The sequence below is a fragment of the Immundisolibacter sp. genome, from assembly GCF_014359565.1.
Taxonomy (GTDB): domain Bacteria; phylum Pseudomonadota; class Gammaproteobacteria; order Immundisolibacterales; family Immundisolibacteraceae; genus Immundisolibacter.
Window position 1 is genome coordinate 34,142 of sequence record NZ_JACIZD010000001.1, and the last position, 12,533, is coordinate 46,674.

Consider the following 12,533-nt stretch of genomic DNA (forward strand, 5'->3'; position numbering starts at 1 on the left):
GCATCGTAGTCCCTAGCCCAGCGTGGCGGCCAGCTGCGTTCCCTCGGCAATCGCGCGCACGGCGTTGAGCTCGCCGGCCTCACGCGCGCCGCCAATCAGGTACGCCGCCACGCCGGCTGCCTGCAGCGCGCTGAACAGTGCCTGCTGCGGTTCCTGTCCGGCGCAGATCACCACGTTGTCCACCGCCAGCAGGCGCGGCTCGCCCTGCACGGCCAGGTGCAGCCCGGCATCGTCGATCCGGGCGTACTCGACGCCCGTGAGCACCTGCACGCCGCGCTTTTGCAGCGTGAGCCGATGGGCCCAGACGGTGGTCATGCCAACGCCGCGGCCGAGCAGGCCCTCGCTGCGCTGACACAGGTAAAGCGTGCGGGCACTGGGCACGGCCGCCGGCTCGGGCAGCAGGCCGCCGCGGGCGCCAAGCTGCCGGTCCACACCCCACATCTGCAAGAAGCCGTCGATGTCCGGCCGGGCCGGATCCTGCCGCGGGTCGGCATGGGCCAGATACTCGGCCACATCGAGCCCGATGCCGCCGCCACCGATGATGGCCACGCGCTGGCCGACCGGCCGCTTGCCGGTCAGCAGCTCGGCGTAGTCGAGCACCATCGGGTGGTCGATGCCGGCGATGTCCGGCCGGCGCGGTCGCACGCCGCTGGCCAGCACCACGGCGTCGAAGCCGGCGCCGATCAGTTCCGGCGCATCGACCCTATGGTTCAGGCGCACCGCGGCGCCCAGCAGTTCGAGCTGGCGGGCGTAGTAGCGGATGGTCTCGGCGTAATCGCCCTTGCCGGGAATGACCCTGGCCAGGTTGAACTGGCCGCCCAGTTGCGGGGCGGCTTCGTACACGGTGACGTGATGTCCGCGCTGCGCGGCGCCAGCGGCAAAGGCCAACCCCGCCGGCCCGCCGCCGACCACGGCCAGGCGCTGCGGCGTGCGCACCGGCGCCGGCAGCGGCTCGGTCTCGCGGCAGGCGCGCGGGTTGACCATGCAGCCGCACAGCTGGTCCCGGAAGATCACGTCCAGGCAGGCCTGGTTGCAGGCGATGCAGGTGTTGATCTGGTCCGCCCGGCCCTCGCGCGCCTTGCGCACGAACTGCGGGTCGGCCAGGAATGGCCGCGCCATCGACACCATGTCCGCCTCGCCGCGCGCCAGCACGGCTTCGGCCTGGGCCGGGTTGTTGATGCGGTTGCTGGCGATCAGCGGCACCGACAGCTCGCCGCGCAGGCGCGCCGCGGCAAAGGTGAAGGCGCCGCGCGGCACCATGTGGGCGATGGTCGGCACGCGCGCCTCGTGCCAGCCAACGCCGGTGTTGAACAGCGTGACGCCGGCCCCTTGCAGCGCGCGGGCGGTGGCAACGATCTCGGCCCAGTCGGCGCCGTCCGGAATCAGGTCCAGCACCGACAGCCGGTACATGAGGATGAAATCGGCGCCCACCCGCTCACGCGTGCGCCGCACCACTTCCAGTGCGAAACGCTGGCGGTTCTGAAGGCTGCCGCCCCAGGCGTCGTCCCGCTGGTTGGTGCGCGGCACCAGGAACTGCGTCAGCAGATAGCCCTCGGAGCCCATGATCTCGACGCCGTCGTAACCGGCCTCGCGCGCCAGCGCGGCGCAGCGGGCGAAGTCCTCGATGGTGCGTTCGATGTCGGCCTCGGTCATCGCCCGCGGCGCGAGCTTGTTGATCTGCGCGCGCACCGGTGAGGGCGCGACCAGGGCGCCGTGGCGCGAGTAACGCCCACCGTGCAGGATTTGCAGCAGGATCTTGCTGTCCGCGGCGTGCACGGCGGCAGTGATCAGGCGGTGCTCGGCGACCTGATCGGCACGGTTGAACACGCTGCTGCCTTCGGACAGGCGGCCCTCGTCGTTGGGCGCAAAGCCGCCGGTCACCATCAGCGCCACGTCGGCGCGGGCGCGCTCGGCAAAGAACGCGGCCGATTTTCGAAACCCGTCCGGCATGTCCTCCAGCAGCGTGTGCATGGAGCCCATGAGGATGCGGTTCTTGAGCGTGGTTAAGCCCAGGTCCAGCGGCGCGAACAGGTGCGGATACAGGGCGTGCATCGGCTGTTTCCCCTCGATGACCTGCCGTGCTGCGGCAGATTGGAGTTTTTTCGGATTCTCAGGCTTGGCGCGACAGGCTGTAGGCAGCCAGTTGTCGCAGCCGCTCGCCGGCCGCGCCCAGCGACGCCAGGGCAGCGACCGCGCGCTGGTACTCGCGCCGCGCCCGGTCGTGGGCGCCGTTCAGGCCCAGCAGCGCCGGGAAGGTAGCCTTGTGGTGGGCGGCATCGGCACCGGCGGTCTTGCCCAGCGTGGCGGTGTCGCCCTCGACATCCAGAATGTCGTCGCGAATCTGGAAACACAGGCCCAGTGCCTGCCCATACTCGCCCACAGCGGCCAGCTGCGGCGCCTGCGGCGCCAGCACGGCAAGCGCGCCCAGGCGCACGCTGGCGGCGATCAGGGCGCCGGTCTTGCCGCGGTGCACGGCTTCCAGCTCGGTGATTGAAAGACGCCTGCCCTCGGCGGCCAGGTCGAGCGCCTGCCCACCGGCCATGCCGCGCACGCCGCTGGCGACGGCCAGTTCCTGCAGCATGGCCAGGCGCTGCGCGACGGGAATGACGCCGGCATCGGCCAGAACCTCGAAGGCCAGGCTCTGCAGCGCGTCGCCGGCCAGAATGGCGGTGGCCTCGCCGAAGGCGCGGTGGCAGGTCGGCTTGCCGCGGCGCAGGTCGTCGTCGTCCATGGCCGGCAGGTCATCGTGCACCAGCGAGTAGGCGTGGATCAGCTCCACGGCCGCCGCCGGGGCATCGAGGGCATCGCGATCGGCGCCCAGCGCCTCGCCGGTGGCGTACACCAGCGCCGCGCGCAGGCGCTTGCCGCCGCCCAGCGCCGCGTAGCGCATGGCGGCGGCAAGCTGTGCGACGGGTAAATCGGCCGGCGGCAGCAGGCGTTCGAGCGCCGCTTCGCTGCGCGCGCGGACCGTTGCCAGAAATGCTTCCAGCGGCGTTTCGATCGACGTTTCGATCGACATCGGGGCGCCTATTCGGCCGGCTCGAAGCCTTCCAGGCGCAGCTGGCCGTTCTGCTCGACCAGCTGCTGGACCTTAAGTTCCGCGCTTTTGAGAGCCAGCTGACAACTGCGGGCAAGCTGCACGCCGCGCTCGAAATCGCGCAGCGAGTGCTCCAGGCTCAGTTCGCCGCGTTCGAGCTGCTCGACCAGGGCCTCGAGCTCGGCCAGCGCGGCCTCGAAATCGGGCGCGGCCGGCGCCGCTTCCATGCCGGTCGTGGCATCGGCGGCCGGCGCCGCGGGCTTACGCTTGCTGGTCATAGTGGCTAGCATAGCGCACCCTTCGCCCGCCCCGGCAGCCCTGCGCCGCCCGTCCGCCCGCCGTTTGCGGCCCGCCCGAGCCTGATGAATCAAACCTACGACGCCGCTTCCATCGAGGTCCTGACCGGCCTCGAGCCGGTGCGCAAGCGCCCCGGCATGTACACCCAGACCGAACGCCCCAACCACCTGGCGCAGGAGGTCATCGACAACGCGGTGGACGAGGCGCTGGCCGGTTACGCCCGGCACATCGCCGTCACCCTGCACGCCGACGGCTCGCTGTCCGTGCGCGACGACGGGCGCGGCATGCCGGTCGACATCCACCCCGAAGAAGGCCTGCCGGGCGTGGAGGTGATCCTGACCCGCCTGCACGCCGGCGGCAAATTCTCGAACAAGGCCTATCAGTTCTCCGGCGGCCTGCACGGCGTGGGCGTGTCGGTGGTCAACGCCCTGTCGTCGCGGCTGGAAGTGACGGTGTGGCGCGACGGGCGCGAGTACAAGATGGCGTTTGCCAACGGCGAGAAGGTCACCGACCTGCACGTGATTGGCGAGGTGCCCCGGCGCACCACCGGCACCGAGGTGCGCTTCTGGCCGGATCCGGCGTTTTTCGACCAGCCGAGCTTCCACGTCGGGCGCCTCAAACACCTGCTGCGCGCCAAGGCGGTGCTGTGCCCGGGCCTGGAGGTCAGCTTCACGGACCCCAGCGGCACCGAGACCTGGCTGTACAAGGACGGCCTCGGCGAGTACCTGAGCAGTGCCGTGGGCGATCTGCCGCGGCTGCCGGAGACGCCGTTCACGGCCAGTTTCAGCGCCACCAACGAGGCCGCCGATTGGGCCGTCACCTGGCTGCCGGAAGGCGGCGAGACGATCGCCGAAAGCTACGTCAACCTGATCCCGACCGCGCAGGGCGGCACGCACGTCAACGGCCTGCGCACCGGCCTGACAGAGGCCATCCGCGAGTTCTGTGAGTTCCGCAACCTGCTGCCGCGGGGCCTGAAGCTGGCCCCCGAGGACGTGTGGGAGAACGTCGCCTACGTGCTGTCGGTGAAGCTGCGCGAGCCGCAGTTCACCGGCCAGACCAAGGAGCGGCTGTCGTCGCGCGAGTGCGTCGCCTTCGTGTCGGGCCTTGCCAAGGACGCGTTCAGCCTGTACCTGAACACGCACACGCAGATCGGCGAGCAGCTGGCGGAACTGGTCATCAGCCGTGCCGCCCGGCGCCTGAAGGCCGCCCGTCAGGTAGTGCGAAAGCGCATCACCTCCGGCCCGGCACTGCCCGGCAAGTTGGCCGACTGCACGCTGCAGGACCCGGCGCGCACGGAGCTGTTTCTGGTCGAGGGCGACAGCGCCGGCGGCAGCGCCAAGCAGGCGCGTGATCGCGAATTCCAGGCCATCCTGCCGCTGCGTGGCAAGATTCTGAACACCTGGGAAGTGGACGGCGCCGAGGTGCTGGCCTCGCAGGAAGTGCACCACATCGCCATTGCCGTGGGCATGGACCCGGGCTCGAACGACCTGTCCGGCCTGCGCTATGGCCGCATCTGCGTGCTGGCCGATGCCGACTCCGACGGCGCGCACATCGCCACGCTGCTGTGCGCGCTGTTCGTGCGCCATTTCCCGGCCCTGGTGGCGGCCGGCCATGTATTCGTGGCCATGCCGCCGCTGTACCGCATCGACGTCGGGCAGCACCAGTTCTATGCGCTGGACGACACCGAGCGCCAGGGCGTGCTGGATCGCATCGCGGCCGAGAAGATCAAGGGCAAGGTCAACGTGCTGCGCTTCAAGGGCCTGGGCGAAATGAACCCGCCGCAGCTGCGCGAGACCGTGATGGCGCCCGACACGCGCCGCCTGGTGCAGCTCACCGTCGACGACGGCGACGACACCAACGCCCTGCTCGACATGCTGTTGGCCAAAAAGCGCGCCCAGGATCGGCGGCGCTGGCTGGAGGACAAGGGCGACCTGGCGGAGGTGTAAGAGCGCGCGAGACTTTCAGTCCGCGTGCTCGCACAGGGCATCCACCGTGCCCGTCAGACGGCGCAGGTCGTCCGGATTCGACAGGCGGTGATCGCCGTTCTTGAGCAGGGTCAGCGCGACATCGTCGCCCTGCAGGCGCTCGACCAGGGTGATCGACCGCTGCCACGGCACGTCACTGTCGCGCATGCCATGCAGGATGCGTACCGGGCATGAGATGTCGATCGGCGCATGCAGGAGCGCATGGCGGCGGCCATCCTCGATCAGCCGGCGCGTGATCAGGTACGGCTGTTCGCTGTACTCGGACGGCCGCTCGATGTGGCCGTCGCGCTGCATGCGCTCGCGCTCGTCGGGCGTCAACTCGTCGTCCCAGATCGCCTGCGTGAAATCCGGCGCCGGCGCCAGCAGCGCCAGCGCGCGCACCCGCTGCGGACGGGCCAGCGCCAGCAGCAGGGCGATCCAGCCGCCCATGGACGAGCCGACGATCACCTGCGGGCCCGCGGTCAGTTCATCCAGCACCGCCAGCGCGTCGCCCAGCCAGTCGCCGATGCAGCCGTCCGCAAAGCGCCCGCCGGACGCGCCGTGGCCGGAATAATCGAAGCGCAGGAAGGCGCGACCCTGCTGCCGGCAATGATCGGCGAGGGCGGTGGCCTTGCTGCCGCTCATGTCGGACATGAAGCCGCCACAGAACAGCACGCCGGGCGTGCGGCCGGCGATTTGCTCGTAGGCGAGGCGATGGGAACCGCGGTCCAGGAACTGCATGACGGGGATCAAGAGCTGCTCCAGAAAATTATTTTGCGATCGCAAAAAAATAGGTTGACAGGATCGGCAGGGGGCTTTTAAGATTCGTCCCGACGTTCGCAATGAACGTCGTTTCTCCTCCTCTTAACCTCCAATCGGGAGTGCCTCGGCCCTCCCGATTTTTTTGACCTTGCGGAAAACGATCGTTCGGCAGGGCCATTTCGTGATGTCATGGCCACATCTGTTCGGGTGGCTGGGCGAGAGTAGCGAAATTTCGCGCCGAGTGTTGCCCGCCTGACTTGAACCGGACCCGCCTCGCCCCTATCTTGGCAGCCAGTTCGTCCCGTCGCGGATGCCAAGTCAAGGAGCTTCCATGAAGCGGATCGTGCTGTTCGTCCTCACCAACCTGGCGGTGCTGCTGGTCCTGAGCGTCGCCCTCAGCATCATCATGCCGCTGCTGGGCATTCGCCCGGAGCAGGGGGGCATGGCACCGCTGCTGGTGTTCGCCGCGGTGTTCGGCATGGGCGGCGCGTTCATTTCGCTGGCGATGTCCAAGTGGACCGCCAAGCGCATGGTCGGCGCGCAGGTCATCGACCAGCCCCGCAACGACACCGAAACCTGGCTGCTGAACACCGTGCGCCGGCAGGCCGAGCTGGCCGGCATCGGCATGCCGGAAGTGGCCATCTACGATGCGCCGGACGTGAACGCGTTTGCCACCGGCATGAGCCGCAACAACGCGCTGGTCGCCGTCAGCAGCGGCCTGCTGCGCGCCATGTCGCGCGACGAGGCCGAGGCCGTACTGGGCCACGAGATCAGCCACGTCGCCAATGGCGACATGGTGACCCTGACGCTGATCCAGGGCGTATTGAACACCTTCGTGATCGTGCTGTCGCGCCTGGTCGGGCAGTTCATCGACCGCGCCGTGTTTCGCAACGAGGACGGTCATGGCGCCGGCTTTTTCATCGCCACCATGGTGGCGCAGCTGCTGTTCGGCATCGTCGCCAGCGTGATCGTGATGTGGTTCAGCCGGCAGCGCGAGTTTCGCGCCGACACCGGCGGCGCCCAGCTGGCGGGGCGCGGCAAGATGATCGCGGCCCTGCAGCGCCTGAAGGCCGCCCACGAACCGCCAGTGCTGCCGGAGCAACTGGCCGCGTTCGGCATTTCCGGCGGCAAGGGCATCTCGCGACTGTTCATGTCGCACCCGCCGCTGGAAGAGCGCATCGCCGCCCTGCAACAGGCGGCCTGACCGCGTATCAAATCAACCAGCGCCTGGTTCCCGCCGGAGCCAGGCGCTTTTTTGTTTGTTCGTTTCGAGGATTGCCCGATGTCCCTGATTCGCCCGTTTCGTGGTCTGCGCCCGGCTCCCGGACGCGCCAGCCAGATCATCGCCCCACCCTACGACGTGATGAACACGGCCGAGGCGCGCGCCATGGTCGAGGGCCGGCCGCTGAGTTTCCTGCACGTGTCGCGGCCGGAAGTGGACCTGCCTGCGGACACCGATCCCTACGCCGATGCCGTCTACGCCAAGGGCGCCGAAAACCTGCGGCGCATGATCGCCGACGGCGTGCTGCGCCAGGACGACGCGCCCTGCTACTACGCCTACCGGCTGGTGATGGACGGGCGCGCGCAGCTCGGCCTGGTGCTGGCGGCCTCGGTCAAGGCCTACGACGAGAACCGCATCCGCCGCCACGAGTTCACCCGCCCGGACAAGGAAAACGACCGCGTGCGGCACATCGACACCAGCAACGCGCAGACCGGGCCGGTGTTCCTGGTGCATCGCGCCACGGCGGCGCTGGACGGCGTGCTGGCTCGGGCCAGCCAGGGTGAGCCGGCGGCCGACGTGGTGGCCGATGGCGGCGTGCGCCACACGCTGTGGGTGATCGATGCCGCCGCCGACATCGCCGCCATCAGCGCGGCGGTCGAGGCGCTCGGCGTGCTGTACATCGCCGACGGCCACCACCGCAGCGCCGCCGCCTCGCGCGTGGCCGCCCAGCGCGGCGGACCGGCGGATGCCGAGCACTGGTACTTCCTGGCCGTCAGCTTTCCGCACGACCAGGTGAAGATTCTGGACTACAACCGCCTGCTGACCGACCTGAACGGTCTGGACGAGGCCGCCTTCAAGGCGCGCGTAGCCGAGCATTTCCAGATCGAACCGGTCACCGGCGAGGCGCGCCCGTTGGCTGCCAACACATTCGGCATGTACCTCGGCGGCCAGTGGTACCGGCTCACGTTGAAACCTGGCCGGGTGCCGGCCGATCCGGTGGGCCGGCTCGACGTGAGCCTGCTGCACCAGTACCTGATCGAGCCGATTCTTGGCGTCAGCGACCCACGCCGCGACAAGCGCATCGATTTCGTCGGCGGCATCCGCGGCCTGGGTGAACTGCAGCGCCGGGTGGACAGCGGCGAGATGGCGGTGGCCTTCGCCCTGTATCCGACCTCGCTCGAAGACCTGATGGCGGTGGCCGACGCCGGCCAGGTGATGCCGCCCAAATCGACCTGGTTCGAACCGAAACTGGCCGACGGCATGGTCAGCCATTTGCTGGACTGAGCCCGCAGCCGAGCCCGCTTCGCAGACTCTCTGCGGCTCGGGAACTTCCCTGGCGGCAGGCCGTGCCTAGCGCCGCCGCCAGGCGGTCCCCGACGGGCCGTCCTCCAGCACGATGCCGGCCGCGTCCAGTTGCGCGCGGATGGCATCCGCCCGCGCGAAATCGCGCGCCTTGCGGGCGTCGATGCGGGCCTGCACCAAGGCGTCGATTTCCGCATCCGACGGGCCTTCGGTACCAACGGTGCCCTTCAGAAATGCCTGCGCATCGTCCTGCAGCAGACCGAGCACGCCGCCCAGGTGGCGCAAGGTCGCGGCCAGGCGGGCCACCGCCGCCGGCTCCTGCGCGCGGTTCAGATCGCGCACCAGCTCGAACAGCACCGCGATGGCGCCGGGCGTGTTGAAGTCGTCCTGCATGGCGGCATCGAAGCGCGCCACATAGTCAGGATCAGGTTCCGCGCCCGTGGCGGCACCGGCCTTGGCCAGCGCCAGGTAGCAGCGGGTCAGGCCCTCGCGGGCGGCATCGAGCGCGGCATCGGAGTAGTTCAGCGCGCTGCGGTAGTGGCTGGCGAGCAGGAAAAAGCGCAGCACTTCCGGCTGGTAGCGGGCCAGCACCTCGCGGATGGTGAAGAAGTTGCCGAGCGACTTCGACATTTTCTCGTCGTCGATGCGCACGAAGCCGTTGTGCATCCATATGTCGACATAGCGCTCGCCGGTGGCCGCCTCGGACTGGGCGATCTCGTTCTCGTGGTGCGGAAAGATCAGGTCGTGCCCGCCGCCGTGGATGTCGAAATGGGCACCCAGACAGGCCGTGGACATGGCCGAGCACTCGATGTGCCAGCCCGGCCGGCCGGCGCCCCACGGGGAGGGCCAGGCCGGCTCGCCCGGTTTGGCGGCCTTCCACAGGGCAAAGTCGAGCGGATCGGCCTTGGCCTCGTTGATCTCCACCCGCGCGCCGGCCCGCAGATCCTCCATGACGCGGTGCGACAACTGCCCGTAGCGGTCGAAGCTCTGCACGGCGTAGTAGACGTCGCCGTTGTCCGCCCGGTAGGCGTGGCCGCCCTGGATCAGCATCTCGATCATGCGCACGATGTCGCCGATGTGCTCGCTAGCGCGCGGCTCCTGATCCGGCGGCAGCACGCCCAGCCGCGCCAGATCCTCGTGCATGGCGGCGATGTAGCGCTCGGTCAGGGCCGTGGTGGACTCGTTGTTCTCGGCCGCGCGGCGGATGATCTTGTCGTCGATGTCCGTGATGTTGCGCACATAGTGAACCGTCAAGCCCAGGTGGCGCAGGTAGCGCACCACCATGTCGAACACCACGAACACCCGCGCGTGACCCACGTGGCAGTAGTCGTACACCGTGGCGCCGCACACGTACATGCGCACCGTGCCGGGAACCAGGGGGCGCAGCGGCTGCTTGTCGCCGGTGAGGGTGTTGTGAATCAGCATGCGTGGGCCGGGTCGGAAAAACGGGCGCGGAATGATACCGCGTGGCCTGCGCGGACCCGCCGGGACGCCGCCCGCCCCATGCTAGAGTAGCCACCCCGTTTTACCTCTCCCGCTGCGCGCCATGCCGTTACGCCTGCTCCTGTCCCTGGTGCTTGGCCTGCTGCCGCTGGCCGCTCCTGCCAAGGAAGCCACTGCCATGCCGGTCAATGTCTTGCTCGAAACCAACCTCGGCGCCATCACCCTGGAGCTGTACCCGGACAAGGCGCCCAAGACGGTGGCCAATTTCACCGACTACGTGCGCGCCGGACACTACAACGGCACCGTGTTCCACCGCGTGATCCCGAATTTCATGGCCCAGGGCGGCGGCTTCACGGCTGATTTGCAGCAAAAGCCCACCAACGCGCCGATCACGAACGAGGCCGACAACGGCCTGCAGAACCTGCGCGGCACCATCGCCATGGCGCGCACCGGCGAGCCGCACTCGGCCAGCGCGCAGTTCTTCATCAACGTGGCCGACAACGCGTTCCTGAACTTCACCGCGCCGACCCGCCAGGGCTGGGGCTACGCCGTGTTCGGCAAGGTCACCGCCGGCATGGACGTGGTGGATGCGATGGTCGCCCTGCCGACCGGCGCTGCCGGGCCGTTCGGCTCGGACGTGCCCAAACAGGCCGTCGTGATCGAATCGGCGCGAGTGCTCGACGCCGCCGAATAACGGCGGGCAACGCGGCTGCCGATGCTGCGCATCTTCATCGCCGACCTGCACCTGCGTGCGGACGCGCTGGATCAGGCGCGCTTCGTCGATTTCCTGCAGGGCTTCGGCGCGCACAGCGAGCTGTACGTGCTGGGCGATCTGTTCGACCTCTGGCTGGGCGACGATCTGGACCTGCCGCGCTACCGGCCCGTCATCGGCGCACTGCGTGCCTATGACGAGCGCGGCGGCGTGGCGCGCATCATGGTCGGCAATCACGACTTTCTGATCGGCGATGCGTTTTTTGCCCAAACGCGCGCCCGCCCCTTGCCCGACCCGACCGTCATCGAACACGCCGGCCAACGCCTGCTGCTGACCCACGGCGACGCGCTGTGTCTGGCCGACGTGGACTACCAGGCGTTTCGGAAGCGCATTCGCCAGCCGGCGTTCGTGGCGCAGTTTCTGGCCCAACCGGCCGAACAGCGCATCGCCATCGCGCGCGAATTCCAGGACGGCAGCCGCACCGCGACCGCCAGCAAACCGGCGGCGATGATGGATGTGGATGCCGATGCCGCCAATGCGGCCCTGATCGATGCGGGAGCCGGCCTGCTGCTGCATGGCCACACACACCGACCCGGCGTGCACCGATTGCCGGCTGGCCGGCGGGTGGTGCTCGGTCCGTGGTTCGAGAAAGAAAGCGCCCTGATCTGGCCGGCCGATGGCGCGCCGCAGCCGCTCAACATGGGCTGTAACGCGACCGACATCGTCGGCTGAACCAGGCCCGTAGAGGGAATCGGCGCCCTGCCGCGTGACCCACACTCCGGTGCGCAGCTTCGCTGCCCCCTGATTCGTGCGGGAACCTCATCGCCCGGTATGGCCGGGCTCCTGCATCATCCGCGATGCAAACCCGCCTCAGGGCGTCTGCGCGCCTTCCTTGACCGGCGCGATCATGTCGCGCGCCGACAGACCGGTCGGCAGCAGCGACCAGCTGGCCACGTAAATGGTCGAGTAGGCGCCCGCCAGCACGCCGATCAGCATCGCCAGCGAGAAGCTGTGGATGGCATCGCCGCCGAACAGCACCAGCGGCAGCAGCGCCAGCACCACGGTGGCGGTGGTGGCGATGGTGCGCGTCATGGTCTCGTTGACCGAGCGGTTGATGACCTCGCGCGTGCTGGCCTTGCGCATGCGCGGGAAGTTCTCGCGGATGCGGTCATAGATGACCACCGTGTCGTTGATGGAGTAACCGATCACGGTCAGCACCGCCGCCACCACAGTCAGGTCGAATTCCAGCCCGACCAGCGCGCAGAAGCCGACCGTGATGATGGCATCGTGCGCCAGCGACACGACGGCGCCGATGGCGAAGCGGTACTCGAAGCGGAACGCCACGTAGGCGCCGATGGCCAGGATGGCGTACAGCAATGCCAGCGCGGCGTTGGTGACCAGCTCATCGCCGACCTGCGGCCCCACGAACTCCACCCGCTGCAGGGTGATGTTCTGACCGCCGCTGCCGAGCGCCTCCAGCACGCGTGTGCTCAGCTCGCCCGTGGAGCCGGCCACACCCGCCGGAATGCGCACCAGTACCTCGCTGCGGGTGCCGAAATACTGCACCACTGCGCCTTCCAGGCCGTGGCCGGCCAGCGCCGCCTGCACCTGCGCCAGTTCCACCGGCGCCGGGTACTGCACCTCGACCAGCGTGCCACCGGTGAAGTCGATGCCGAAATTCAGGCCCCGTACGGCCAGCGCCAACACCGACACCAGCACCAGCACGCCGGACAGCGTCAGCATGACCGGCGCATAGCGCATGAAGTCGACTTTGAAAGCTTGCTGTGCCATTGG

The 12,533-nt window shown here is 68.9% G+C and carries 11 protein-coding genes; 5 read left to right on the forward strand and 6 right to left on the reverse strand.

From position 1 onward, the window contains the following. Positions 1-12 precede the first annotated feature (12 nt). The 3 genes from H5U26_RS00165 to H5U26_RS00175 are packed head-to-tail and all read right to left on the reverse strand — an operon-like array spanning position 13 to position 3,264. The gene (locus tag H5U26_RS00165; protein WP_290615573.1) at positions 13-2,052 is read right to left on the reverse strand and encodes an NADPH-dependent 2,4-dienoyl-CoA reductase; all 2,040 of its coding nucleotides are present in this window, start codon (positions 2,050-2,052) and stop codon (positions 13-15) included. 58 nt (positions 2,053-2,110) lie between these two features. Then, positions 2,111-3,019 (reverse strand): (2E,6E)-farnesyl diphosphate synthase, encoded by a 909-nt coding sequence (gene ispA / locus H5U26_RS00170; protein ID WP_290615574.1) that lies wholly within the window; start codon positions 3,017-3,019, stop codon positions 2,111-2,113. A gap of 8 nt (positions 3,020-3,027) precedes the next feature. Next, a complete protein-coding gene (locus tag H5U26_RS00175) occupies positions 3,028-3,264 on the reverse strand; it encodes an exodeoxyribonuclease VII small subunit (RefSeq protein ID WP_290616825.1) in 237 nt (78 codons plus the stop codon). A gap of 135 nt (positions 3,265-3,399) precedes the next feature. On the opposite strand from H5U26_RS00175, the gene parE reads away from it, so the two are divergent. Continuing rightward, positions 3,400-5,280 carry a DNA topoisomerase IV subunit B gene (parE, locus tag H5U26_RS00180; RefSeq protein WP_290615575.1) on the forward strand — a complete coding sequence of 627 codons (1,881 nt, stop codon included), beginning with the start codon at positions 3,400-3,402 and terminating at the stop codon, positions 5,278-5,280. A gap of 15 nt (positions 5,281-5,295) precedes the next feature. Here the strand turns inward: parE and H5U26_RS00185 are convergent, their stop codons facing one another. Further along, positions 5,296-6,051 (reverse strand): alpha/beta hydrolase, encoded by a 756-nt coding sequence (locus tag H5U26_RS00185; RefSeq protein ID WP_290615576.1) that lies wholly within the window; start codon positions 6,049-6,051, stop codon positions 5,296-5,298. Positions 6,052-6,391: 340 nt separating this feature from the next. On the opposite strand from H5U26_RS00185, the gene htpX reads away from it, so the two are divergent. Then, positions 6,392-7,264: a protease HtpX gene (gene htpX / locus H5U26_RS00190; protein WP_290615577.1), complete on the forward strand. Its 873-nt coding sequence runs from the start codon at positions 6,392-6,394 to the stop codon at positions 7,262-7,264. A gap of 78 nt (positions 7,265-7,342) precedes the next feature. After that, the gene (locus H5U26_RS00195) at positions 7,343-8,566 is read left to right on the forward strand and encodes a DUF1015 family protein (RefSeq protein ID WP_290615578.1); all 1,224 of its coding nucleotides are present in this window, start codon (positions 7,343-7,345) and stop codon (positions 8,564-8,566) included. A gap of 66 nt (positions 8,567-8,632) precedes the next feature. On the opposite strand, the gene cysS is transcribed toward H5U26_RS00195, so the two are convergent. Then, entirely contained in the window at positions 8,633-10,009 is a 1,377-nt protein-coding gene (gene cysS, locus H5U26_RS00200; protein ID WP_290615579.1) for a cysteine--tRNA ligase, read from the reverse strand. A gap of 196 nt (positions 10,010-10,205) precedes the next feature. Here cysS and H5U26_RS00205 point away from each other — a divergent pair, with 196 nt between their 5' ends. Both H5U26_RS00205 and H5U26_RS00210 read left to right on the forward strand, forming a co-directional pair. After that, positions 10,206-10,721, forward strand: coding sequence for a peptidylprolyl isomerase (locus H5U26_RS00205; RefSeq protein WP_290616827.1), 516 nt, complete (start codon positions 10,206-10,208; stop codon positions 10,719-10,721). 21 nt (positions 10,722-10,742) lie between these two features. Next, positions 10,743-11,471, forward strand: coding sequence for a UDP-2,3-diacylglucosamine diphosphatase (locus H5U26_RS00210; RefSeq protein ID WP_290615580.1), 729 nt, complete (start codon positions 10,743-10,745; stop codon positions 11,469-11,471). A gap of 138 nt (positions 11,472-11,609) precedes the next feature. Here H5U26_RS00210 and secF read toward each other — a convergent pair whose 3' ends face one another. Beyond that, a complete protein-coding gene (gene secF / locus H5U26_RS00215; protein ID WP_290615581.1) occupies positions 11,610-12,530 on the reverse strand; it encodes a protein translocase subunit SecF in 921 nt (306 codons plus the stop codon). Between the last annotated feature and the right edge of the window lie 3 nt (positions 12,531-12,533).